Source organism: Streptomyces sp. NPDC000941 (assembly GCF_053599555.1).
Map to the genome: position 1 here is coordinate 1 of NZ_JBSFMM010000138.1, position 22,280 is coordinate 22,280.

Here is a 22,280-nt window from a genome sequence, read left to right on the forward strand (position 1 = left end):
CGCGGGTAATGCCCGCGGCGCGCCCACCGCCGCCAGGGACACCGCGCCGAGCAGCACCGTCACGGCTTTGTTGACCTTCACTGGGCCCATCCCTTCACCGGTCCGTCCTGGCCTCCGGCTCTACGTCGCCGCCCCGGCCGGATAGGTTGCCGCCTTCCGGGGCTACGAGCGCGCCCGCGCCGTCCGGTGCTCACAGGCCCTGCGAGAGCAGCAGCTCATGGGCCAGCCGGGCGCCGCGGGCCGCCGCCTCCGCCGCCAGGGCGTCGTCCTGCGTCGGAATGTTCTCCAGGCCGTGCGCGAGCGCTCGGACCGCGTCCGCCAGGGTCTGCACATGCGTCTCCAGCAGCCGCAGCCGCTCCTCCTCGCTCTGCGTGTCCAGGGTGCTCGGGCGGGTTCCGGCACCCTGCTCGGGGGTGTGGTTCGTCATCTCGGGGCCCTCCTCCCGGGTGCGTGGTCGCCAAGGAGTGGCGTCTCCTCTCAGCGTCGCACCTGGGGCGGCGCGGCGGTACGCCGGTCCGGGCCCGCTCCGCCGTCCTCACGATCGCGGAGCGGCCGGACCCGACTCCGTGGCGTAGCCGAACCACGCCGAGATCATCCGCCGACCGCCTCCATGTCCCGCAGGGCCGCCAGGAGATGCGGTGCCACACGCTGCTGGGTACGGGCCGACTCCTCGGGCGAATAGCCCCGGGGCACCGCCTCGACCAGCATGATCAGATAGAGATAGGCGCGGTAGAGCGCCAGGCGCAGCCGTACGGAGTCGTCGAAGCGCGGCGGACCGGCGACCGCGGCGTATCCGGACAGGAAGTCCGCGTCGTCCTCCACGTTTCCCAGCAGTGCCAGCGAGACGAAGTCGGCCACCGGATCGCCCCAGAACATCCGCTCGCCGTCGATGACGCCGCTGAGCGTCCGGGCCCCCGCCTCGCCGTCGAGCAGCAGGTTTCCCTCCCACAGGTCGAAATGCACCAGGGCGGGCGTGACCACGTCGTCGAGTACGCCCGCCACCGCGGCGAACAGCCCCCTGACGCGGGCCACTGGCACGGGCAGCGAGGCCCGGTAGCGCTCGGCGTCGTCGAGTACCCCGTCCATAATCCCCGTGAACGCCTGCCGCCAGCTCGCCGCCGGCGGGCCGAAGGGCTCGGCGGGGTAGCCGAAGCCGGTTCCGGTCACGGTGTGGAGGCGGGCCACCAGCCGCCCGAGCTCTTCCCTGAGCCGACGGCGCTCGCCGTCCGGGATCGTCCCGGAGATCTCATGCCATGGCGTGCCGGGGCGCAGGGTGCTGATCAGACAGGGCCCGCCGACCGCGTGCGGATCGAGTTCGCTGTGTACGACCTCGGGGACCGGGATGTCGGCCGCCGTGGCCGCCGAGGTGTAGAAGAGCACTTCGCCCCGCAGGAGTTCGTGCTCGTAGCCGAGTCGGGGGGTGTCCGGGGGCGGAGGGATCTTCACCACCCACTGCCGGTGGTCATCGAGGTCGACGCGTAGCACGGTGTTGTAGGTGCCGCCGGACAGGGGCGTGTAGCGCGCGGCGTCCGCATCGGCGACGCCCGCGGCCTTGAGCGCCGCGGCGGCCGCCGCGACCTGGTCATCCTGTGGCTGTCGGCTCACGCGTGTTCCTCCTCGTCTCGGCCACGGGCCGCTCGCCCGGCGGGTGTGCTGCCCGCCGCGGGACGGCTTCCCGCGCCCGACGCCGGGCCGGACGGGTCGGACCGCCAAATCGTTGACGATCTTACGCAGTTGATGCCGGACCATCGCCCCCGGTTCGCGGCCACCGTCAGATGAGAGGAAGAGCCCAGGGTCCGCGGCCCGGCCGGGTCAGTGTGCGGCGGACCGCTCGGCGAGCCGGGCCATCTGGTGGCGCGCCAACTCGGTGGTTCTGCGCATATGGCGCAGCAGCACGGCGAGATCGGCCTCGCTGTCCTCGTGGAACAGCTCCTCCCAGTCCGCCCCCAGCTCCCGCCACACGGCGCCGAACCGTTCCATCGCCCCGGGCACCACCTCCACCAGGACCCGCCGCCGGTCCTGCTCGTCCCGGCGGCGGGTGACCTGGCCCGCCTTCTCCAGCCGGTCGACCAGCCGGGTGGCCGAACCGCTGGTCAGCCCGGTCAGTTCGGCGATCCGCCCGGTGGTGACGGGACCGTCCTCGAGCGTGAGGAGGTTGAGACACTGCAGATCGGTGGGGTGCATCCCCAGGTGGTCCGCCACCGCCTGGTTGAACAGGATGTACGAGGCCATATAGTGCCGGGACGCCGACCCCAGCTCTGTCATCAGGTCTTCGCGTGCCATCCGCAGGGCCTCCCGCGCCTCTGTGTCGTTGTGCCGCGTCTCCGTGCGGCGCGTCTCCATGCCGGGCGCGGCCGAGGTGCCCCGTGTCCGCTGCGCGACGCAGACATCCTAGTGGCCGCCCCTCGCTCGACGGTTCGCGGGATAATTATTTGCGCCACGCAGTCAATGTGCCGTACGTTCTCTGCATGACGCAGATAAATACCTCTCTCCCGGTGGCCGTGTCCGGCGCCACCGGTGCCCAAGGCGGCGCCGCGGCCCGCGCACTGCTTCAGCTCGGCCGTCCGGTCCGCGCGCTCACCCGCGACCCCGCCACACCCGCCGCCGCCGAACTGCGCGCTCTCGGGGCCGAGGTGGTCGGGGCCGACTTCGACGACGAGGCATCCCTGGCCACCGCGCTCGCCGACACCGGAGCGCTCTTCGCGATGTCCACACCGTTCGGCAGCGACCTCTCCGCCGAGATCCGCCAGGGGACCGCTTTGCTGGACGCGGCGGTCGCCGTCGGGGTGCGGCACATCGTGTTCACCTCCGCCGCCAACGCCGACCGGTCCACGGGCATCCCGCACTTCGAGAGCAAGTGGCGGATCGAGCGACACCTGGCCACCCTCGATGTGACATGGACCGTGATCGGCCCCGGTGTCTTCATGGAGAACTATGCGAACGGCTGGACCATGGAATCGCTCCGCGACGGTGTCTTCGCGCTGCCCATGCCACCCGGGCGCCCGATGCCGCTGATCGCCGCGAGGGACATCGGCGCCTTCGCGGCCCTCGCGCTGAACCGCCCCGCGGAGTTCGGCGGGCGCCGGATCGACATCGCCGCGCAGTGGCGGACACCCGAGCAGATCGCGGCCGCGATCGGCGCCGCGAGCGGTTGCGAGATCCGCCACCGAGAGGTGCCGCTGACGGTCGCCGAGAGCTACTCCGGCGACCTGGCCGCCATGTTCGGCTACTTCCAGGAGACCGGGCTGGACGTGGACATCGACGGACTGCGCCGGGACTACCCCGAGGTCGGCTGGCACACCCTCGAGAAATGGGCCACCGACCGCGAGTGGAACCTCTGACACCTGCTCGGCCCGGCGACGGGGCGACCAAGGTCCTGAAACCCGCTCGGACCCGCCGACGGCGCGGACGGAGCGCTTTCCGGTGTCAGGCGGAGCTTTTCACGTGACGGACCAGCCATGTGAGCATGGGGTCCAGGTCGTCGGCGGCTGCGAGGACTTTGCCGACGGCTTCAGGGGTGTGGAGCCAGTCCTCGCAGCCGAGGGGTTGGGCAGCGATCAGTGAGCGGTGGCGCAGCAGGTCCGCGCGGCAGTGGTCGGACGGATAATCCCGTGGGGGGCGCTTCATCACGTCCCCGGAGATGGCGTAGCCCTTGTGCCGCAAGTCCTCGACGATGGGGGACAGTTCGCGGCCGCTGCTCTCGGCGGCGACGGCCTTGCGGAACATGGCGACCTGTCCAGGGTCCGGATACCACCAGGCCCCCTGGATCCGCAGGCCGTCCAGATCGAACCGCAGACCGATCTCGATCTTGCGGCCGAGTCGGATCACCGCGCCCTGGTGCTGCCACCACCAGGAGTTTGTGCGGTAGTGCCAGACAGAGAAGTCCTCGTACCGTGGATCGGCGTCCGCCACATCGTTCAGCAACGCGATCATCGGCTGCCGGACGAGGCGTTCGCGATCCGCGCGGTACTGCTCGCGTACCGCGCTTGAAGGCTCGCCTTGCAGGTGCAGTAGCACGTCCATGGCTCGCTCCGGCCAGCCGGTGAACCGTACGCTCATGCCGGCACCATAACCCACCCACGATCTGTTCAACGACGTGGTACCACGGGCCGGGAGGAGTACCTCCCGGCACGCGGGAGGTCGTGTGCCGGGCAGGTCGACTGGAGCGCAGCGCAGGAGACGACGTTTACAGGATTCAGGAAGGGGATGCCGCGCTGGGCTCAGACGTACCGGCGGCCGTGTCCGGGGTGGTAGCCGAGTAGAAGACGGACTTCTGCTGCTTGGTGCGGTGTACTTGGCCCTTGGCGACGAGTGACTCGAGAGTGCTGCGTACGACGGTGGCCTTGATCTCGCGGTCCGGAAGGGCCTGGGTGAGGGCGGTGGTGACCTCGGCTGCGGAGCGCGGTTCACCGTGCTGGATGAGGTCATCACGGATGAGGTCCCGGAGCGTGGGCACACTGGTTTCTCTCACCCGCTTGGGACGGCTCGTGTCTGAATCTGCCCTCTTCCGCTTGCCGGTGGTCGTGTTGGCGTTCTTCCTCGGCTTGCGCGCTGCCGGCAGCGCTGCGGACTGCGGCGCAGTGGACACACCGTCCTCAGAGCCGCTGACCTCGGTGTTCTCCGGTACGTCGGCGGCGGATTCGCCACCGAGGGTGTGTCGCATGCTGAGCAGGAGCACCCGGTTGTTCTCGAGCACCGACAGTTGCCGTTGCAGCGCCGAGATTTCGGTGCTCAGGCGTTCGTGTTCGGCGGAGTTGCGTTCGAGATCTGCGGTGATCTGTGCCGCGTACTGGGACTTCAGGTTGGTGTTATCGGTAGAGGTGTCCACCACAAGCTCCCTCGTCTGGGGCGCAATCAATGTTGGTGCTGGATGGTACATCTACGCGATGGCTACGGGGGCTACTGGCTTCAGTGGACAGGTGTGTGGGTGATCCGGGCGCCGGGGTAGCCGCCCCGGAGTCGGTGCCGCACGACCGGCGCGGTGGGGGCCGTACGGATTCGTGCGCTTCAGTTTCCGCTCGGTGTCAGATGGCCGCGGAAGAAGGCGGTGGCCGCCGCGGAGGCTTGAGTGAACTCGGTGGTGTACGGGGCGAAGTGCCCACCGGGAATCGTCACCAGTTGCTTCCGTTCCAGCGCCCGGTTGTAGGCGGCGAGTCCGGTGTCGGTGAGGGTGACGGTGTCCTGCTCACCGACGATCATCAGCGGCGGTGTGGGGGAGACGCGGTCGATGAAGACGCCCGGCTCGTACATGCGTGCCTTGCGGGTGGAGCGGACGGTGACGCTGTTGTCCCAGCGTGTTCCTTGGGGGAGTTCCTGGAGGTAGAAGTCGACGGCATCCTGGGCGCGGTAGGAGGCGGCGACGGCTGGATCGGCGCTGACCAGGGCCTGGACGCGCGGCGCCTCGCCGGTCAGTTGGGCACGCTCATCGGCGTCGAGGGCGGTCTCCAGGGCGGCGATGTCATCGGGGGCGACGCGACGCCTGGACTGCTCGAAGCCGCTGATGGTGGGCACCTGGGCGACGACGGCCTTCAGCCGCCGGTCGGTGGCGCCGAGCACGATCGCGTGTCCGCCGGCATAGCTGGACCCCCACAGGCCGATCCGGTCGGCGTCGACCTCGGGCCGCGATTCCAGGTAGGTGATGGCGCGCCGCCAGTCCTCGATCTGTTTCCAGGGGTCGATGTCCTGGTGCGGGGTTCCGTCGCTGGCGCCGAAGGTGCGGTGGTCGTGGACCAGGGCGGCGAAGCCGGCCTCGGCGAACGTGCCGGCGAGGCGGAGGAGCGCCATTTCCTTCACCGCGCCGTACCCATGGGCCATGGTGATCGCCGGGTGTCGGCCGGGCCGGCCAGGAACGTACAGTGCCCCGCGCAAGGTCACGCCGTCGGGCGCCGCGAACTCGATGTCAAGGTGAGTGGACTGGCTCATGGCTGCTTCCTCCGGTAGCGCGGCCGGTTCGCAGGATGTGTCGCTCACACCTCCCACGTTGCGCCGCGCAGCACGCGCCCGCCAATGTGTCGTCCGGGATCGGCCCGGGAAGTTGACCCACCACTTGGTTGCTGTTGTGCCGACGGGGCAGCCGCACCACCGCGGGCACGGCAGGCGGTCATCCAGCCAGGTGCTTGCCGAAGAATTCGGTGAGTTTCGCGACGGCGGGTGTGACGTATTCGTCCTTGTCGTACAGGTTGATGTGGGTGGCACCGTCGATGACGACCAGCTCCTTGGGCTCGGCCGCTTTCTCGATCGCTTCCCTGCTGAAGTAGGCGCTCTCCGCCTCAGAACCGGCGATCATCAGCAAGGGACGGGGCGAGATGAGCCGGATCATTGCGTACGAGTCGTACTGGGCGATCAGGTCGATGCTGCGCAGTACCCATCCCTGGACCGCGCGGGGGTGGTAGCCGCGCGGGGTGCGGTAGTACTCGAATGTCTCCCGGAACTGCCTGGTGGCCCCTCACGGAACACGGACCCGAGATCGACGGCGCTGACCGTGGCGATGCCCTTGATGCGGTGGTCGGTCTGCGCGGCGTAGGGGACGTAACCGCCGGATGCGCAGATACCCAGAGCCCCGATACGGTCCGGGTCGATGTCATCACGGGTGGTGAGGTAGGTCACGGCGGACTTGATGTCCTCGGCCCGCTGAAAGGGATTCTCCAAGCCTCGCGGCTCGCCCTCACTCTCGCCCTGGTAGGCGGCGTCGAAGACAAGCGCTGCGCTGCGGCGGCTGCTGGACGACCTGCCGACCACGCCGGCCGTCGTCCTGGGCCGGCGCACGGACATCCTCGCCTGGAACCCCATGGCCGCCGCCCTGTTCACCGACTTCGCGCGGATCCCGGAAGGGAAACGCAACTTCGTACGGCTGGTCTTCCGCGAACCGGCCATCAGAGCGCTGTACCCGGACTGGGACTGGGTGGCACAGATCAGCCTGGCGCAGCTGCGCATGGAGGCCGCCCGGGACCCGAATGATCCACGGCTGGCCGAACTGGTGGGCGAGCTGTCACTTCAGGACCCCGACTTCCGGCGGTGGTGGGGCGCCCATCACGTCGCAGTCCAGGGCAGAGGCACGAAAACCCTGAACCATCCGGTCGTCGGCCGGCTCACCCTCGACTGGTCCTTCCTCACCTGCACCGACGACCCCGACCAGCGGCTCATCACCCTGACCGCCGAGCCCGGCACACCCAGCCACGACCGTCTGCGCATCCTCGCCTCACACGCCGCACAAGCCGACCGGGAGGCACGCCGCAGCTGACTTGGGATGCAAGTCCTCGAAGTTCGGTTGGCAGCAAAAGCGATTGACGCTCCAGTGCTGCTCGTGAACGATGCGGGACCGTGACGATGAGCAGCGATCATGACCAGCCTGCCCACGGACAGGTTCCTTCGGCCGGCCGCCCGCTCGCCCTGATTACCGGTGTGGGCCGCACCGTCGGTATCGGCGCAGGCATAGCTCGCCGGCTGGCCGCATCGGGCTGGGACATCGCCTTCACCTACTGGGCCCCCTACGACGACCGCATGACCTGGGGTAGGGAGCCTGATGCGACCGGTGTGATCAGGCAAGCCCTGACCGAACAGGGTGCCGCCACCGCGGCGATCGAGGCGGATCTCTCCGACCCGGACACCCCGGCACGCATCTTCGATGAAGCCGAACAGCGGCTGGGCCATGTCGCCGCGCTGGTGATGTGCCACTGCGAGTCTGTCGATTCCGGTCTACTCGACACCAGCGTCGAGAGTTTCGACCGGCACTTCGCCGTCAACGCGCGCGCCACCTGGCTTCTCATCCGCGAGTTCGGACGCCGCTTCGCCGCGGCCCCGGGAACCGGCCGGATCATCAGCCTCACCAGCGATCACACGGTCGGCAATCTGCCCTACGGAGCGAGCAAGGGAGCCCTGGACCGCATCACCCTGGCCGCGGCCCGCGAACTCGCCCACCTCGGCGTGACAGCCAACGCGATCAACCCCGGACCGGTCGACACCGGCTGGATGTCCGAAGAAACCCGGGAGCACTGCGTCCGCAGCACCCCGCTCGGCCGTCTGGGCACTCCGCGGGACACCGCCCACCTCGTGGACTTCCTGTGTTCCAGGGAAGGCGAGTGGATAAACGGCCAGCTGTTGATGAGCAACGGTGGTTTGGCATAGGCACCAAGTTCGACACTCAGGTGCCACATGCTCGGTCACTCCAACAGGACTCGTTTGCGCAGGGGGGCGAATCCTGCGCGGCCGAACATCCTGCGCGGTTCGGCGGCCGCGGGCCGTCGCGGTGACCAGCGACCTCGGCGTCTGCCTGCTCTCGGCAGCGCGACGGCGTGCGTTTCGGCGTGCAGAACGCCGGCCTACGGGGGGTAACCCCAGGCACCGCCCTGAGGACAGCGCATCGGCGCGTCAGGGGGAGAGCCGGATGGGCCGATCCCCTCTCCGCTGGTGGGATGGTCGCCGACCGTCGGCTCCGGGGCGAAACAGCCGCGGGCCACAGCCTGAGCGGTCCCTGAACGCACAGGCAACCCGAACAGGGAAAGGATCATCATGCATGCGTTACGAAGGCGTCGGCGAGGTCCGCTCGTCCTGACCAGCCTGGGCGCGGTCCTCCTCGCCGCGTCGACCGGGCTGACGGCGGCGGCGAAGCCGCAGCAGGCGGATCCGCTCCAGCAGCAGGTGGACGCGATCCATGACACCGGGGCCGTCGGTGTGCTCGCCGAGGTGACGTCACCGGACACACGTAACAGCGCGCGCGCCGGGACGGCCGAGAGGGGCACCGGGAGGCCGATGCCGCGGAACGGCAGGTTTCGGATCGGCAGCGCCGCCAAGACCTTCACCGCCACGGTCGTGCTGCAACTCGTCGGCGAGGGGCGAATGTCCCTCGAGGACACCGTCGAGCAGTGGCTGCCGGGAGTGGTCCGGGGTAACGACAACGACGGCAGCCAGATCACCGTGCGGCAACTGCTGCAGCACACCAGCGGCATCCATGACGTCCTGCCGGAGATACCCGCGTTGAACAGCGCGGACGGCTATCGAGCCGAGCGGTTCCGCACCTACACCCCCGCAGAATTGGTGAGGCTGGCCATTCAGCACCCTCCCAACTTCTCCCCGGGCGCCGGCTGGTCGTACTCCAACACCAACTACGTTCTCGCCGCGATGATCATCCACGAGGTCACCGGCCGGAGTTGGGCGCAGGAGGTGAACGACCGGATCATCCGCCCGCTGGGCCTGAGGGACACCAGTACGCCCGGTGCCTTCCCCTTCATCCTGGGCCCGCACGCCCACAGCTACGCCGCGTTCGGCACCCACACCCGTATCGACGTCACGGCGCTCAATCCGAGTATGGCCGTCGGCTCCGGCTCGATCATCAGCACCACGCACGACCTGAACCGGTTCTACACCGCACTGCTCGGCGGCCGTCTGCTGGCTCCGGCGCAGCTCGACGAGATGACGACCACCAAGCCCGCGCCCGAGCTGGGCGTGAGGTACGGACTCGGTCTGGGCGAGATCCCGTTGTCCTGTGGCGGCAGCTACTTCGGCCACCCGGGCGAACTGCTCGGCTATCGCACCTGGAGTGGGGTCACCCGAGACGGGGCCCGGACCGCCGTGGTGTACGTCACCAGTGATGGCGGCCAGGGCACCCAGCAGGCCATGAGCATGCTCGTGGACCAGGAGCTGTGCCGGACGCGCTCCTAGTACTCCGGTCTGGTTCACGATCCATGCGCGGGATGGGTCGTTGAGGCGGCGTCGGCAGTGGCCGCGTCGGGCGGTTTGCCGCAGCGCACCGTCGACGTCGCATGGGCACGATGTGCAGCAGCACCCCGCTCCCGTTCCCGGAACGGGAGCGGGGTCGCGGTCCTCGGACGCGCGAAAGGGGCAGGCTACAGGTCGGCGAACGGCGGGCAGATGTACGTGACGGCGACAAGGCGCAGCCGGGGGAGAGGCAGGACCAGCATGAATCCGTCTTCCAGGACCGACAGGCGCCGCACGCCGCCTGCGACTCCCGGCCTCGGGCCGTCTCCTACGGCCGTGACGTCGATGCCCATCTCGGCCAGGTCCACAAGCTGCCCGGCGAGCCGCTCCACCTCCACAACCACGCGCTTGGGCAGCCCCTTCGCCACGTACTCGTAGTCGGGCTCGTACTCCCAGCGCCACCCCTGTCCGGCGTCCTCGGTCACCCGGCGGTCCGCCCGTCGACTCCGGCCTCGGCCGCGGCCTGCGCATGGATGGCGGCCACTTCGGCGGCGATGGCACGCCCCTCGGCCAGATCCGCCACCTGCCCCGCGCGGGCCTCCAGCTCGCTCAGGCGTGCGGCCCGCGCGGGAACGCGCTCGATCGCCACCGCGAGCGCCCACCGCCGCAGGAACCGGCGCATGGGGGCCGCGTCGACCTGGCTGCGGGCGGCCTCCACCGCCGCCGTCCGCTCTGCGTCGAACGCAGCCACCTGGGTCGGCGCAATCTGCACCAGAGCCGCGCGCAGGTCCTCCGCTGTGGTCTTGGGCTGCGGGATCAGGGGCCTGTGCCCGTCCGCTGCTGCTTCGCTCATGCCGCCACGCTCCCTGTGCTCCCCGTGTTCCCCGTGCTCCCTGTGCCTCCGGCGGGAGCCACGGTGATCCGCAGCTCGACGCGCCCCTCGGCATACTCCCTCAGCAGCACCTCACACAGCAGCCCGAACCCGGGAACGCCTCCCCGACGGGCTTGCTCCTGCCTCTTCCACCTGGCCTCGGCCCTCTCGCATACGCTCTCATCGAGGTAGACGCGGCATCCGCCCCGCTCCGCCGTGCCGAATGTGCTGCCAGCCGGAACGGGCGCGTCGAGCGAGCCTTCGGCGTACGCCGTCAGGAGCGCCTCGAGGACCCGCGAGCGGGCGCGGGCCAGGCCGTCGTCCTCGGCTCGCTGCTTCACCTGCTGCTTCCACAGGTCCGTGTCCATCCAGACCAGGCGGCCAGGGCGCGCCGTGCTGTCGGCGGCTCTCACGCTTCCTCCCTCGGGTGTCGGTAACGGCGCGTCCCGCCAAGACTAGACTTTCAAGGTCTAGCAATCAACGCCCCGAGTCGCGCCGGGACAGGGCCTCCGATCAGCCCATCGAGGACCAGCGTCATACCGGTGCCATAGCGCCCGTCCTGGCCCGATCTCCCAGCCTGGGCCGGCCGCACCAGATACAGAGCCCCTCACTTCGCCGGGGGAGAAGGCGGATCAGCGGCCGGTCGAGCCGTCGATCAGTTCGCGGAGGATGTCCGCGTGGCCCGCGTGACGGCCGGTCTCCTCGATCATGTGGGTCAGTGCCCAGCGGACGCTGGGAGCGGGGCGCCCCGGTCGCGGTCGGGCGACCGGGGTGCCGAGATCGGTGCATCCGTCGAGAACGTCGTTCGCGCGCTCGACCGTCTCTCGGTAGCGGGCCACGATATCGGCCACGCTGTCCGCAGGTGCGGCCTGGAACGTCGCCTGCCAGTCGGTGACGTCGTCCCCGAGAAACATCGAGCGCTCGACGAAAGTCAGGTGGTTGAGCAGGCCGAGCAGGTTCGTGCCCGACGGCACCGCGGCTGTTCGCACCTGCGGCTCGGGAGCACCGTCGACCTTCGTGGCGATCGAAGTCCGGAGGTAGTCGAGAAATGTGCGCAGGACCTCGATCTCGCTGCTTCCGGTCCGGGGCGGCGGGGTGTCGCCGCGGTGATTGTGGCGCGTGGTGCTGGGCAACAGTGGTCACCTTCCTTCGTCGTCGGGAGCGCCGGCCACCGTGTCAGGCGGTGCGGCGGATGAGGAGAACATGGTCGGTGACCTCGGCGGTGCGCCCGCCCGGTCCAGCCGCGATCCGGCGCGGTGCGTCGGCCCGCTCGACCGTCCATGTCTCCGGGGCCAGATCGATACCGGCGGCGACCTCCTGCGGGCTCGGGTACCGGGTGTCGGGGTTCTGGTTCCACGACCACGGCGCGGTCGAGCCGTGGTCGACGACCAGCAGCCGCCCGCCCGGGCGCAGTGCGTGCGCGGCCGAGCGCAGCACGGTTGCCCGGTCCAGGTCACAGGGGGAGTGCAGATAGTGAGCGCAGATCAGGTCGAATCCGCCGGGCGGGAAAGACGTGTGCAAGTCGTGGCGCACGGCGACGACACGGTCGCCCAGGCCGTGTGCGAGGGCGAGGGCGGCGAGCCGCTCGACCGCCACCGCCGAGACATCGGCGGCGGTGACCTGCCACCCCTGACCGGCGAGCCACAGCGCGTCGCCGCCGGTGCCGCATCCGAGGTCCAACGCGTCACCGGGCGGCAGGCCCATCACCGTCTCGGTGAGGCGAACATTCGGCTGCGGGTCGCCGACTGCCGGCCGGGCCGCATAGACGCCGTCCCAGAACGCGACCGCATCGGTGGTGCTCATCAAGACTCCTTGTGTCGGTGGGCGCCCAGTCTTGCCAGGCACGCCATGACCTGGCACGAAAACTTGCGGTAACGGCAAGATGGGCCTCATGGACCCCAAGACGGACGACGACGTGCTCGACGCGGTGGGACCGCGGCTCCGTGCGCTGCGCCGTGACCGCGGCATCACCCTCGCCGACCTCGCCGCGACGACCGGCGTGTCGGAGAGCACCCTGTCCCGGCTGGAGAGCGGGCAGCGCCGGCCGAGCCTGGAACTGCTGCTGCCGCTGGCCCGTATCTACGACGTTCCGCTGGACGACCTCGTCGGTGCCCCGCGCACCGGCGACCCCCGGATCCACCTCAAGCCGATCAGACGGTACGGGTTGACCTTTGTGCCCCTGTCCCGGCGACCGGGCGGGGTGCACGCCTTCAAGATGATCATCCCCGCCCGGCCAGAACCGCTCGAACCGACCCCGCAGACCCATGAAGGCTTCGAATGGCTCTATGTGCTCAACGGCCACCTGCGACTCGTGATCGGCGAGCGCGACCTGACGTTGCCGCCCGGTGAGGCAGCCGAGTTCGACACGTCCTTGCCGCACTGGCTGGGCAGCGCCGATGGCGGCGTGGTCGAGCTTCTCATCCTGTTCGGCCTGCAAGGGCTGCGTGCGCACGTACGCACCGAACCTCATCGGTCGTCTCAGGCGCCTCAGGCCGGGCCCCAACGATGAACTCGGCGAGAGGCTCTGCGGTCGCGTCAGCAGCGAGCCCTACCATGCCCAAGCCGCGGGGATGCGGAACGGTTCGCGGCGACAGAAGCCGTCACGCAGGCGGGGCGGGAGTCTCCGGCGGGGCAGGAAGCGTACGTCCCAGCCGGGCGAGTGGGGACAGGGCCATCAGCGCCGGCGACAGCAGCATGCCTGCGGCTGCCACCAGGAGGCTGGCGCGCGTCCCCCACACTTCCGCGAGAAAGCCGCCGAGCAGCGAGCCGAGCGGGGTCAGCCCCATGCCGACAAAGTTGATCGTCGCGGCCGCGCGGCCTTGCATCCCGTCCGGAGTAACGGCCTGCCGAACGGCCATGACCGTGACATTCACCAGCTGGCCGAAGGTCCCGAAGACGAAGTTGACCGTAAGAAGCGCGGGAACCGTCACCACAGAGGAGCCGTGCAGCGCAGGCACAAACAGGAATACGCCGTCGCCGAGTGCTGCCGCGGACACGAGCACGGCGCCATATCCGAACCGGCTCGGTAGGCGGGCGGCCAGCAGCGAGCCCAGGAGCGCGCCCGGTCCCGTCGCCGCGAGCGCCAGCCCAACGGCGGTGCCCGACAGGTGCAGGTCCCGTGGCAGGAACAGCAGATAGACGGTCATCACAGCCGCGAAGAAAAACTGGAAGGCGGCTGATGCGAGGCACACAGTCCGCAGCGAGGTGTCACTGGCGACAAAGCGAAGGCCCTCATGGATCAGCCGCCAGACCCGAGGCGGACGTTCCGAGCGTTCCGGGATGGATTCGCGGCGACCGATCCGTCGGATCGACAGGAACGACAGCGCGAAAAACACTGCGCTGGAGGCGGCAGCGATCGGCGCGGACAGCACAGACACCAACGCACCGCCGAGGGCGGGACCGCCGATCTGCGCCGCGGACCGACTGCCCTCGAGCGCGCTGTTGGCCCGTACCAACTGATCGCGTGTCACCAGCCGTACCGAAGACGCCTGGTATGCCACATCGAAGAACACGGACAGAGCCCCGACGGCGAAGGCAACCACGAGCAGCGCCGGCAGGCCGAGCGCACCGAGGAGGCCGGCCACGGCGGCGGCGCCCAGTACGAGGGCCCGACCGGCGTCTGTCAGCACCATCAGCTTGCGGGTCTGCCACCTGTCCACCCACGCGCCGGCGAAGAGTGACAGCAGCAGGATCGGCGCCTGCCCCACCGCGCGCAGCGCGCCCAACTGGCCGGCACCGGCGTTGAGCGTCAGGACGGCGAAGAGCGGCAGAACCACCAGACTTGCATGTTCGCCCAGTTGGGAGGCCGTCTGGCCGACCCAGAGCCGGCGGAAGTCGCCGTCCCGCCACAGGCTCGACGGAACAGGTCGACCGGAATCGGATACAGCGGAGGAAGAAGACGGCACAGGGACCCCTCGGATGACCGAAGACGAGACCCGCCAACCGGCGCACGACAGGTGCACCGACCGTTTCAGGCAGCGGGAAAGGAAGGCTCGCTATGCCGCACATCAAGGGCAGCACGCGATGACAGGCCGCTCACGGCCTCAAACGTCAACGCGTGCTCGGACACCGGCCATGTTTTCGCTCCTTGTGAGTCACTCGCTGCGCGAACACTAGCTCCCGCTCGGCAGGGCGCGAAAGGCAATTACGGGCCGGGCAGCACGTGCATCGGGTCGTCCGCGACGAGAGCCAGTGTCCACATCGGATGTTCGTGGAACAGGTTGCGGGTCTGACCGAGCCGGGGGCCGGTCGACTCGGCGGGCGGTGCGCTCACTGCTGGCACACCAGATCCGACATCACGGCAAGCGGCAGGGACGGGTTGGCTGCCGCCGCTTCCGCTACCTGCCGGTCCGTGTCGGCGAGCAGCTCTGCGATGACCGGCGGCGGGAGTGCTGGGTGGCCCGCGGCTACGGGTCTCGCCCGTCTGTCCGCCAGGCAGGCGAGCAGCGCCGAGGCCGTCGCCCCGCGATGTCGGGCAATCTCACGGAACACCTTCCGCACCGCTGGTTCGTGCCGGAGCAGGTCCTCCAGCAGCGCCGGGGGCGCGTCCGGGTTGGTCGCCACCTTGGCCAGGACACGAACACCGTGTCGGTCGACCATGGTGCGCAACTGCGCTTCGGTGAGGCCCGGGTGCGGAGCGAGGGCCTTGACCACTTTCGCGTCGGGGTCGTCGACCAGCCGGTCGCGTATCTCGGGTGGCAAATCGCGTCGTTGGGCCACGAGCATTCGGGTGGCCGGGTCCGGTGACGTGGCCAGCTCTTCGACCTCGGTGGGAGAGGAGGCGGCAATACGGGGCAGAAGGGTGGCGCCGATCTTGGTAGTTCGAGCCAGGTGGGTGAGCACATCGAGCGGTACGCCGGGATGGTGTGCGAGCCTGCGGCGTACGTCGGGGTCACGGTCGCCGGCCAGCGCACGGATCAGGGCATCGTCGATCGCGGGATTTTCGGCAAGGTCGGCGCGGACACCGGGAGTGGGGTCCGAGGCGAGCCGTGCGCAGGCCCGCCGGGGCAGGTCCTGGCGGGCGGCGAGCGCCCAGCGCAACTGCATCGACGGATGGTCCACGAAGCCGACGACGGCATCGACGGGGGTGGCAGGGTTACGGAGTGCAGCCTCCCGCATGGCGTGGACGGTGGACTCGTGAGAGCCGTCGCAGGAGGCGCCCGGCAGCAGATCGCAGTCGGGCCGTAGGCACTGCGGATCGTGAACGAAGGGGGTCTTCTCGCGGTCACAGACCAGACAGCGTCGCGCCGCGGGCAGCCCCTCCCCGGTGGCCAACGCTGCAAGTGCGGCCGGGGGTGTCGCCTCGTTGCTCGCCACCGCGCGGCGGACCTCGGCGTGCGGATGCGCCGCGAGCCTCGCGGCGATGTCCGGGGTGGTCCACAACGCAAGCTCGGCGACGACACGTACGTCCGGGTCCGCCGCGAGCGTGTCCACCACGTCGGACGGGAGGCCGCGGCAGGCTGCCAGCCTCTCCCGACGCTCACGGACCGGATCCGCCGCGAGGACACGCGCCCACTCCGGGCGGCCGACACCTTGGTCGAGCACGGCGAGGGCGGCATCCGGCCAGACGGAGGGATCGATGTCGGCGGCGGTCAGCCGACCCTCGTACGCGAGCTGCACCGCGCTCTCGTCGACGCGCTCGGCCAACGCGACCGCCTGCGCACGGCTGAGGTCCGCGCGACAGGCGAGGCCCGTGGCGATGTCGTCGTCCGCGATGGATATCAGCCGGTCGACCAGCTCGGACGACAGGGCGGGGTTGTCGGCGAGCCCGCACAGGATGTGATGCACGGAGACATCCTGCCTGGAGCGTGAATGATGCGTTCAGGATTATGTGATGCCAACGCGCTGTCGGCGGGACACCCGGACCCGTGCTGAGCGTCGTACCTGGCGAAACCCGTCCGCTGAAGCGCTCAGTGAGGGTTTCTCGGTGAAAGCCATCGCCATGAGTTGTTGAGGACGAGGGTGGCTTTGGCGACGGCTCCGATGTGGCTCGGGCTGCTCGTGATGTGGTGGAGTTCCCGGGAGCCGCCCTTTCGTAGTCGGGCTGTCCCGGTAGGCTGCGCCGATGGACTCGTCCGCGTGCAACCACATCCTCTACAGCGACGACCATGGACCGTATGCGGAGCTGCATCTCACTCTGGAGTGCAGCCGACCCGGCGTCGCGACGAGCCACGACGTCAACGAGGATCACTGCGCGGCGGCGCTCGACAGCTGGTTGCACGCGAACCCCGAGCGAATCCTTCTCAAGCTCCTCGTGACAACAAGCCGGGTTCACCATGGTTCGTTCGGCCCGGTCGTCGACGTACTTGCCGGCCGTCGGCCGGAGATCCACCACCTGGGACTGGGCGCCCGCACCTTTCCGGACTTCGGTCGCGGTGACTACATCCCGGAGGATCTGTCGCGCGACGGCTCCTCGTGGAGGCTTTCGGTGCCGCTGGAGCGGGTGTTTGCAGCAGTGCCGACTCTTCGCGAGCTGGTCGTTCAGTGCAACGACATCGACATGGCGCACGACATCCTGGGCACGAAGCCTCCGTCTCCGTTCCCGGCGATGGCACGTCTGCGTCGGCTGGTGCTGCGTGATGAGGCACTCAACCCCGCCGTGGTATCCGCGCTGGGTACAAGCTCCTTTCCACAGCTTGAGTCGCTCGAACTCTGGCTCGGCCACTTCGCATACAGCTGGGGCGGCTCGGCGCGGGACCTGGTCCCGCTGCTGAACAACCCCGGATTCGCGAAACTTCGTCAGCTGGCCCTGGTGAGCGACTTGAACGACACACTGGTGGACGTGCTCGCCGAGAGTGCCCTCATCGCACGATTGGAGTCTTTGAGACTGCCGTTTGGCGTGCTCGACGCATCCGGGGCGTTGCGTCTCCGTGACCGCTGGTCCGCCTTCGGCAACTTGCGCCGACTCGATGTCACGGGGAACGGCATTACCGCTGCTGCGGCTCGCGCGCTCCGTGAGATGGCACCCGACGTCGTGGAGTTGGGAGACCAACGGATCCGGGCCGATGACGAGTGGCGCTTCGCGCCGCCGCTGGTCGACCTCTTCGATGCCTGGGCCTCAGCGAGATGATCTTCATGACGCGGGTTGATGCACGTCTTCATGGGCGCGCGCTGCCCGGATCGCTCGAATTCGCCGCCGGGGCTCCTTGCACTGCTGCGAACTGCGGGGCGGCTCGACGAAGCGGCTCACTTCCGCTCGTGCGCAGAGGACGAGTACGTGGTTCGGTGTTTCTGTACATGTTCATGATCGCAGCGGGGCCGTCTCACCTTCGGTCGGCGACCGAGCCGGGATCTGCGGAGACGTGAGGCTTGACGGGTGTTCCGTGGCTGCTCCATGCGATGTCGTCGACCGTCAGAAATGGCTCGCCGGCCACGGTCGTCGGGGTCACTCCGGTGAACGCCACGACGTCCCGATGCAGGTGGGACTGGTCGGCGTAGCCGCCGTCGACCGCGACTCGGGCTGCGCCTTCACCCGCGACCAGGCGGTGGGCGCAATGGTCGAAGCGGACCAGCTTCGCCGCGCGCTTTGGCGGCAGACCGATCTGCGAGTGGAACCGGGACCACAGGCGCTTCCGGCTCCATCCGACCTCGGCCGCCAGTTGGTCGACCCGTACGAGGCCACGGCTGACGACGATCCGGTTCCAGGCCCAGGCCACCTCCCGGTCCACGGACGCCCCCGCCTCACGCCGGCGGGCGAGCCACGCGTCCGTCAACGCGAAGCGACCCTCCCACGAGGAGATATTTCTCAGTTGCTCACCGATCCGTGACACCTCTCGGCCCCACAGGTCGTCGAGGGCCACAGCGCCGTTCAGATCGGCCGGGGAGGTGCCCAAAACCGCGCGAGCGACCGCCGGGGAGAGGCGTACCTGCACGCACTCGACGTTTTCCCCCCACGCGCGAACCACGCCTCCGGCCCCGAACCCGGGCCCGGCGACGAGACTTCCCCGCTGCTGCCGCCCAGCGCCATCGTCCACGACGGGCGGAGTGGCCCCGAACTCCAGGATCAGCATCACGGCCGGATGCGGGACCACCCGCAGGCCGCCCGCGGTCGAGCCGGGGACGCGGAACCCAGCCATGCTGACACCGGCCACCCGGCTGGGCCGCTCCGGACGAGCGACGTCCCACGTAGCCGGATCGTCACGTTCATCCGCAGCGGACCGCATCGTCACATGCTACGCGGCCCGGGGGAGGGAACATTTGTCCAAGACGTGGGCGCGCACCGGCGGCGACGGTGGGCTCATGACTATTCCTGACGGGCAATCGCACATGACTATTCCTGACGGGCAACCGCATGTGAAAGGCAACGCCGAGGCCACCGAGGAGTCGACCCTGCCCCTGGACGGCGGCGACATCTACCTGTGCCAGGACGGCGCCCGCGACGCCCCCGCACTCCTGCTCATCCACGGGTCTGCCTCCTCGACCCGCTCGTGGGACCTGATGGTTCCTGCGCTGACCGTGTCTCATCGCGTCATCCGGATCGACCTGCTCGGGCACGGCCGGTCAGCCAAACCAGTCGGCCCCGGCTACGAGATCCCCGCGCAAGGACGCCGGGTCGGCGTGGCGCTGGACCGGCTCGGCGTCAGGAACGCCATAGTCGTCGGTCATTCCAGCGGCGGCTATGCCGCCACCGCCCTCGCCGAGCAGCGAGCCGACCTGGTGACCGCGCTCGCACTCATCAACACCGGACCCCACCTGGGCGCCTTCATCGCACCGGAGTCCGCCGCCATCGCCCCCTCGCAGTGGCCGCCGACCGACGAACAGATCCGCCAGGTTGCGAGCACCGGTTTCAGCGCGGGCTTCGAGATCCCACAAGAGCTCGTGGACGACTTGCGCGGCATGACCTACCACGCGTTCACCGCGTCAATGCAGGCGGCCCGCGCCTACCTGGAGCAGCAGACGCTCCCGGATCGGCTGACGGCCCTCGGCAAGCCACTGCAGGTGATCTTCGGCGACCAAGACCGCAGATGGCGCCCTTCGTCCGCCGCCGACTACCGCGCCGTTCCGGGCGCGAGAGTCGAGTTGCTGCCCGGCGCCGAACACTCGCCCATCCTGGAGGATGCGCCTCGAACCGCCGAGCTTCTCCTGGCCTTCACCGCGATCCACGCCGCGCGGGCCGACTAGCCATCCAGCGGGGTCACCCCGATCGGGCAAGTAATACCGGTCTCGACCAGCGTCCGCGCCGGAGTACGGTGAGCGTCCCCCACGCCCGCGTGGCTGACTCACGCCACCCGCCGGCTCTGCTGCATCGCGTCGCGCAGCACGGCTGGCTGGTCGCCGCGGGGCAGCCCTAAGGTGATGGCCGAATGCCTGACGGCCGTGGCCCGGGGCGGCACGGCCGTCTCGGTGGGCCTGCCCGCCCCCGACCGGGTGCTGGAGGTCCCGGCGCTGACGTTCGCGGGCGAGGGCAAGTCCCTGCTGGGCTCGTACATGGGCGACGCGGTACCGCGCCGCGACATTCCCCGGTTCCTGGACCTGTGGCGGTCGGGCCGGCTGCCGGTGGAGCGGATGCACACCGGCACCCTGCCGCTGACCGGCATCAACACGGCGATGGAGGAGCTGGCCGCGGGCCGGGCGATCCGTCAGGTCATCGACACATTGGGAATGCTGGACGTCTGACCAGGCGCCGGAGGAGGAGCACCTCGCTGCGGGCCGAGCCGACGTTGCGCTCACAGTCAAGGAGTTGGCACTCCAGGCAAAAGACTTTCGCGCCACTTCGAGGCAGGATGCACATCAGACCACCGAAAGCGATATACGGGGGATGGTGGTGAAGATGACGTTCGACCAGGAATGGGCGGAACTCGTCGCCGCGGCCAAGGATCGGCAATCGGTCGGGATGCGGCTCAACCAGGCGCAGCCCGGCCCGGGTGGAGTGGGCAACCACGACTTGGTCGTCCACCAGGACGACCTGGGAGCCGTCGGGCACGAGGCGTACGAGTTGCACGATGTGCTGCGGAAGAAGGCCGACATCGAGGGCGCGGGCATGGACAAGAGCGGGTCGGGTTCCACCCTGCAGGCCGCCACGGAGCTGTCCGCGCAGAACATGACCATGGGGAACGAGCTCTCGACCACGGTCTCGGTCTGGGGCACGCAGGTCAAGACGGTTCTCCAGATGTGTGCCCACATCTCGAACCACCTGGACTACTCGAAGAAGGCACATGCGAAGGACGACGAGTACCTCGCGGCATCGCTGCGCCACCGCGACGGCGCCGCGGTCCCGGTCTCGGAGATCTCCCAGTACGTGAAGTAGCAAGCAGGTGAAGTAGCAAGTACCTGAAGCAGACGGGGGCGAGCGAGGGTGGCGACCTTCACATACACCAATCTCCTCACGATGGACCTCGGTAAGCTGGGCACCGCGGTCGCCGACTGGAAAACCATGGTCGGCGACCTGGCGAAGCTCAAGACCGAGGTCTCCAGGGGACTGGTGGCGAAATCCGAAGCGGCAGGGTGGCAAGGTGTGAACGCCACCGTCACCCGGGAGTTCGTACGCAGCACGGCGAAGGAGTTCGGCGATCTGCACCTGGAGGCCGAGTCCATCTACAACGTGCTCCAGGACGCCCACACCGAGCTGACGGCGGTCCAGAAGCGGGCGAAGCGGCTCGACGAGGAGGCGCGCAAGGGCAGCGACAAGGACCCTGGCATGTCCGTGTCGGACAACGGCAACGGCACGGTGACGGTGCGCGCCCTGTGCTCCAAGAACTTCCCGCTCTATTCGCAGCGGAGCAAGGGCCTGGAGCAGTGGTACGCGGACACCCTCACCGGGCTGGTCGCCCACGCCTCGGAGATCGACGCCGCCGTCTCACGCGCCCTGAAGAACAGCCACGGTGGCCAACCCTTGAACCCCGGCCACGCCAAGTACACCTCGCTGGATGAGGACCAGCTGCCGCGAGCCGTGAAGCTGGCCGAGCTCGGCGGCGACGCGAACCCGAGACAGCGTGCCGAACTGGGACGCCTGTGGCAGTCGCTGAGTCCGGAGGCGCGTGCTCAGCTGTGGAAGGAGCACAAGAAGGACCTGCTGGCGGCGGGTCTGCTGGAAACCACGATCAAGCGAATCTCCCCAGACGCGGGTTCGGGTCCGCATGGTGCGGAATCCCCCGGCATGGCGGAGCTGGAGACCAGGGCGAAGATGCAACTGCTGGCAGAGGGGGCCGACTTGAGAGGCATGACCGACGCGGCCCGTCACATGATGCACTACCTCGACAACACCGGCAGACCCATGTATCTGCCTGTCGACAAGATGCTGTCCGCCGACAAGGGGTTCCAGGCCCACATCGATAAACAAATCAGGGACCACCAGAACGAGTGGCGCAAGAAGGCGCTCGCGGAGTTCTGGAGGAACGGCGGCAAACCGGTCGCCATCCCGGTGCAGACCGGGAACAGAAGCTATTCCTTCGACCAGGAGAAGGACCCCAACTGGTTCTTCGCCGTCAATGCCACCAACTCGAACGTGACCGGCGTGGTCACGGTGGAGGCGGACGCCAGCGGCAAGCCCAAGGTCGGCCTCGACTACCAGACCAACGCCTGGGACCGGTACAACTGGGACAAGGGCAAGGGCGTGGACATCGGCCCGATCGACGTCCCGGACGGACAGCCGTCGCGGCTGCACAAGACAGGTCTCGCCCAGGAGTTCGACGTGTCGGGCTCCAGTTCGGTCAAACACTACGACCTGGGTGGATCCACACCGAACAACGGCCCGCTCCCGAAACCCGACGAGCCGTGGCGCTAGGGCGGGCGCACGGATCCCGGGCGGGAGAACGCC

Annotated in this window: 24 protein-coding genes and 2 pseudogenes; 10 read left to right on the forward strand and 16 right to left on the reverse strand. The window is 69.1% G+C overall.

The window, feature by feature from the left end:
* Positions 1–190: 190 nt before the first annotated feature.
* From ACWDSL_RS34475 to ACWDSL_RS34485, 3 genes are all read right to left on the reverse strand, one after another.
* Entirely contained in the window at positions 191–427 is a 237-nt protein-coding gene (locus ACWDSL_RS34475) for a hypothetical protein (protein ID WP_450491893.1), read from the reverse strand.
* Positions 428–591: 164 nt separating this feature from the next.
* Positions 592–1,605 (reverse strand): phosphotransferase family protein, encoded by a 1,014-nt coding sequence (locus tag ACWDSL_RS34480; protein WP_450491894.1) that lies wholly within the window; start codon positions 1,603–1,605, stop codon positions 592–594.
* A 207-nt stretch (positions 1,606–1,812) separates the two neighbouring features.
* Positions 1,813–2,283, reverse strand: coding sequence for a MarR family winged helix-turn-helix transcriptional regulator (locus tag ACWDSL_RS34485; protein WP_450491895.1), 471 nt, complete (start codon positions 2,281–2,283; stop codon positions 1,813–1,815).
* Between the two features lie 185 nt (positions 2,284–2,468).
* Here ACWDSL_RS34485 and ACWDSL_RS34490 point away from each other — a divergent pair, with 185 nt between their 5' ends.
* A complete protein-coding gene (locus tag ACWDSL_RS34490) occupies positions 2,469–3,341 on the forward strand; it encodes an NmrA/HSCARG family protein (RefSeq protein WP_450491896.1) in 873 nt (290 codons plus the stop codon).
* Positions 3,342–3,426: 85 nt separating this feature from the next.
* On the opposite strand, the gene ACWDSL_RS34495 is transcribed toward ACWDSL_RS34490, so the two are convergent.
* The 4 genes and pseudogenes from ACWDSL_RS34495 to ACWDSL_RS34510 form a co-directional block, all read right to left on the reverse strand.
* Positions 3,427–4,059, reverse strand: coding sequence for a DUF2461 family protein (locus tag ACWDSL_RS34495; protein WP_450491897.1), 633 nt, complete (start codon positions 4,057–4,059; stop codon positions 3,427–3,429).
* 136 nt (positions 4,060–4,195) lie between these two features.
* Positions 4,196–4,828, reverse strand: a complete 633-nt coding sequence (locus ACWDSL_RS34500) for a BlaI/MecI/CopY family transcriptional regulator (protein WP_450491898.1) — start codon at positions 4,826–4,828, stop codon at positions 4,196–4,198.
* A 179-nt stretch (positions 4,829–5,007) separates the two neighbouring features.
* Positions 5,008–5,922, reverse strand: coding sequence for an alpha/beta hydrolase (locus tag ACWDSL_RS34505; RefSeq protein ID WP_450491899.1), 915 nt, complete (start codon positions 5,920–5,922; stop codon positions 5,008–5,010).
* A gap of 178 nt (positions 5,923–6,100) precedes the next feature.
* Positions 6,101–6,807 (reverse strand): annotated as a pseudogene (locus tag ACWDSL_RS34510) (alpha/beta hydrolase).
* Here ACWDSL_RS34510 and ACWDSL_RS34515 point away from each other — a divergent pair.
* The 3 genes and pseudogenes from ACWDSL_RS34515 to ACWDSL_RS34525 form a co-directional block, all read left to right on the forward strand.
* Positions 6,701–7,240, forward strand: a pseudogene (locus ACWDSL_RS34515) (MmyB family transcriptional regulator); the annotation flags it as partial. The pseudogenes ACWDSL_RS34510 and ACWDSL_RS34515 overlap by 107 nt on opposite strands.
* A gap of 86 nt (positions 7,241–7,326) precedes the next feature.
* Positions 7,327–8,124 (forward strand): SDR family oxidoreductase, encoded by a 798-nt coding sequence (locus tag ACWDSL_RS34520; protein WP_450491900.1) that lies wholly within the window; start codon positions 7,327–7,329, stop codon positions 8,122–8,124.
* A 384-nt stretch (positions 8,125–8,508) separates the two neighbouring features.
* Positions 8,509–9,657: a serine hydrolase domain-containing protein gene (locus ACWDSL_RS34525; RefSeq protein ID WP_450491901.1), complete on the forward strand. Its 1,149-nt coding sequence runs from the start codon at positions 8,509–8,511 to the stop codon at positions 9,655–9,657.
* A gap of 185 nt (positions 9,658–9,842) precedes the next feature.
* Here the strand turns inward: ACWDSL_RS34525 and ACWDSL_RS34530 are convergent, their stop codons facing one another.
* The 5 genes from ACWDSL_RS34530 to ACWDSL_RS34550 all read right to left on the reverse strand — a co-directional run bounded on the left by ACWDSL_RS34530 (position 9,843) and on the right by ACWDSL_RS34550 (position 12,328).
* On the reverse strand, positions 9,843–10,139 hold the full coding sequence (locus tag ACWDSL_RS34530; RefSeq protein ID WP_014172659.1) for a hypothetical protein: 297 nt from the start codon (positions 10,137–10,139) through the stop codon (positions 9,843–9,845).
* Positions 10,136–10,507: a hypothetical protein gene (locus tag ACWDSL_RS34535; RefSeq protein ID WP_450491902.1), complete on the reverse strand. Its 372-nt coding sequence runs from the start codon at positions 10,505–10,507 to the stop codon at positions 10,136–10,138. Before ACWDSL_RS34535 ends, ACWDSL_RS34530 begins: the two co-directional genes overlap by 4 nt.
* Positions 10,504–10,938, reverse strand: a complete 435-nt coding sequence (locus tag ACWDSL_RS34540) for a hypothetical protein (RefSeq protein WP_450491903.1) — start codon at positions 10,936–10,938, stop codon at positions 10,504–10,506. Before ACWDSL_RS34540 ends, ACWDSL_RS34535 begins: the two co-directional genes overlap by 4 nt.
* A gap of 219 nt (positions 10,939–11,157) precedes the next feature.
* Complete coding sequence (locus ACWDSL_RS34545) at positions 11,158–11,658, reverse strand: DinB family protein (protein WP_450491904.1); 501 nt, start codon at positions 11,656–11,658, stop codon at positions 11,158–11,160.
* A 43-nt stretch (positions 11,659–11,701) separates the two neighbouring features.
* On the reverse strand, positions 11,702–12,328 hold the full coding sequence (locus ACWDSL_RS34550) for a class I SAM-dependent methyltransferase (RefSeq protein ID WP_450491905.1): 627 nt from the start codon (positions 12,326–12,328) through the stop codon (positions 11,702–11,704).
* A gap of 88 nt (positions 12,329–12,416) precedes the next feature.
* Here ACWDSL_RS34550 and ACWDSL_RS34555 point away from each other — a divergent pair, with 88 nt between their 5' ends.
* Positions 12,417–13,034, forward strand: coding sequence for a helix-turn-helix domain-containing protein (locus tag ACWDSL_RS34555; RefSeq protein WP_450491906.1), 618 nt, complete (start codon positions 12,417–12,419; stop codon positions 13,032–13,034).
* 91 nt (positions 13,035–13,125) lie between these two features.
* Here ACWDSL_RS34555 and ACWDSL_RS34560 read toward each other — a convergent pair whose 3' ends face one another.
* The 3 genes from ACWDSL_RS34560 to ACWDSL_RS34570 all read right to left on the reverse strand — a co-directional run bounded on the left by ACWDSL_RS34560 (position 13,126) and on the right by ACWDSL_RS34570 (position 16,312).
* The gene (locus tag ACWDSL_RS34560) at positions 13,126–14,430 is read right to left on the reverse strand and encodes an MFS transporter (protein ID WP_450491907.1); all 1,305 of its coding nucleotides are present in this window, start codon (positions 14,428–14,430) and stop codon (positions 13,126–13,128) included.
* A 239-nt stretch (positions 14,431–14,669) separates the two neighbouring features.
* Positions 14,670–14,798 (reverse strand): hypothetical protein, encoded by a 129-nt coding sequence (locus ACWDSL_RS34565; RefSeq protein ID WP_450491908.1) that lies wholly within the window; start codon positions 14,796–14,798, stop codon positions 14,670–14,672.
* The gene (locus ACWDSL_RS34570; RefSeq protein ID WP_450491909.1) at positions 14,795–16,312 is read right to left on the reverse strand and encodes a hypothetical protein; all 1,518 of its coding nucleotides are present in this window, start codon (positions 16,310–16,312) and stop codon (positions 14,795–14,797) included. Before ACWDSL_RS34570 ends, ACWDSL_RS34565 begins: the two co-directional genes overlap by 4 nt.
* Positions 16,313–16,589: 277 nt before the next feature.
* Between ACWDSL_RS34570 and ACWDSL_RS34575 the strand changes: the two genes are divergently transcribed.
* A complete protein-coding gene (locus ACWDSL_RS34575) occupies positions 16,590–17,594 on the forward strand; it encodes a hypothetical protein (RefSeq protein ID WP_450491910.1) in 1,005 nt (334 codons plus the stop codon).
* 193 nt (positions 17,595–17,787) lie between these two features.
* Here the strand turns inward: ACWDSL_RS34575 and ACWDSL_RS34580 are convergent, their stop codons facing one another.
* Positions 17,788–18,600, reverse strand: coding sequence for a helix-turn-helix domain-containing protein (locus tag ACWDSL_RS34580; RefSeq protein WP_450491911.1), 813 nt, complete (start codon positions 18,598–18,600; stop codon positions 17,788–17,790).
* Positions 18,601–18,790: 190 nt separating this feature from the next.
* Here ACWDSL_RS34580 and ACWDSL_RS34585 point away from each other — a divergent pair, with 190 nt between their 5' ends.
* From ACWDSL_RS34585 to ACWDSL_RS34600, 4 genes are all read left to right on the forward strand, one after another.
* Entirely contained in the window at positions 18,791–19,645 is an 855-nt protein-coding gene (locus tag ACWDSL_RS34585; RefSeq protein ID WP_450491912.1) for an alpha/beta fold hydrolase, read from the forward strand.
* A 174-nt stretch (positions 19,646–19,819) separates the two neighbouring features.
* The gene (locus ACWDSL_RS34590) at positions 19,820–20,140 is read left to right on the forward strand and encodes a hypothetical protein (protein ID WP_450491913.1); all 321 of its coding nucleotides are present in this window, start codon (positions 19,820–19,822) and stop codon (positions 20,138–20,140) included.
* 154 nt (positions 20,141–20,294) lie between these two features.
* Positions 20,295–20,771 carry a hypothetical protein gene (locus tag ACWDSL_RS34595; protein WP_450491914.1) on the forward strand — a complete coding sequence of 159 codons (477 nt, stop codon included), beginning with the start codon at positions 20,295–20,297 and terminating at the stop codon, positions 20,769–20,771.
* An 81-nt stretch (positions 20,772–20,852) separates the two neighbouring features.
* Positions 20,853–22,247 carry a hypothetical protein gene (locus ACWDSL_RS34600; protein ID WP_450491915.1) on the forward strand — a complete coding sequence of 465 codons (1,395 nt, stop codon included), beginning with the start codon at positions 20,853–20,855 and terminating at the stop codon, positions 22,245–22,247.
* Positions 22,248–22,280: the final 33 nt, after the last annotated feature.

What these genes read in the sequence shown, in the direction of transcription:
- ACWDSL_RS34595 (WP_450491914.1), top strand. Translation starts at nt 20,295, where the DNA reads ATGACGTTCGACCAGGAATGGGCGGAACTCGTCGCCGCGGCCAAGGAT.
- ACWDSL_RS34505 (WP_450491899.1), bottom strand. Translation starts at nt 5,922, where the DNA reads ATGAGCCAGTCCACTCACCTTGACATCGAGTTCGCGGCGCCCGACGGC.
- ACWDSL_RS34550 (WP_450491905.1), bottom strand. Translation starts at nt 12,328, where the DNA reads ATGAGCACCACCGATGCGGTCGCGTTCTGGGACGGCGTCTATGCGGCC.
- ACWDSL_RS34535 (WP_450491902.1), bottom strand. Translation starts at nt 10,507, where the DNA reads ATGAGCGAAGCAGCAGCGGACGGGCACAGGCCCCTGATCCCGCAGCCC.
- ACWDSL_RS34475 (WP_450491893.1), bottom strand. Translation starts at nt 427, where the DNA reads ATGACGAACCACACCCCCGAGCAGGGTGCCGGAACCCGCCCGAGCACC.
- ACWDSL_RS34600 (WP_450491915.1), top strand. Translation starts at nt 20,853, where the DNA reads ATGGACCTCGGTAAGCTGGGCACCGCGGTCGCCGACTGGAAAACCATG.
- ACWDSL_RS34495 (WP_450491897.1), bottom strand. Translation starts at nt 4,059, where the DNA reads ATGAGCGTACGGTTCACCGGCTGGCCGGAGCGAGCCATGGACGTGCTA.
- ACWDSL_RS34485 (WP_450491895.1), bottom strand. Translation starts at nt 2,283, where the DNA reads ATGGCACGCGAAGACCTGATGACAGAGCTGGGGTCGGCGTCCCGGCAC.
- ACWDSL_RS34585 (WP_450491912.1), top strand. Translation starts at nt 18,791, where the DNA reads ATGACTATTCCTGACGGGCAACCGCATGTGAAAGGCAACGCCGAGGCC.
- ACWDSL_RS34575 (WP_450491910.1), top strand. Translation starts at nt 16,590, where the DNA reads ATGGACTCGTCCGCGTGCAACCACATCCTCTACAGCGACGACCATGGA.
- ACWDSL_RS34555 (WP_450491906.1), top strand. Translation starts at nt 12,417, where the DNA reads ATGGACCCCAAGACGGACGACGACGTGCTCGACGCGGTGGGACCGCGG.
- ACWDSL_RS34525 (WP_450491901.1), top strand. Translation starts at nt 8,509, where the DNA reads ATGCATGCGTTACGAAGGCGTCGGCGAGGTCCGCTCGTCCTGACCAGC.
- ACWDSL_RS34490 (WP_450491896.1), top strand. Translation starts at nt 2,469, where the DNA reads ATGACGCAGATAAATACCTCTCTCCCGGTGGCCGTGTCCGGCGCCACC.
- ACWDSL_RS34580 (WP_450491911.1), bottom strand. Translation starts at nt 18,600, where the DNA reads ATGGCTGGGTTCCGCGTCCCCGGCTCGACCGCGGGCGGCCTGCGGGTG.
- ACWDSL_RS34520 (WP_450491900.1), top strand. Translation starts at nt 7,327, where the DNA reads ATGAGCAGCGATCATGACCAGCCTGCCCACGGACAGGTTCCTTCGGCC.
- ACWDSL_RS34590 (WP_450491913.1), top strand. Translation starts at nt 19,820, where the DNA reads ATGGCCGAATGCCTGACGGCCGTGGCCCGGGGCGGCACGGCCGTCTCG.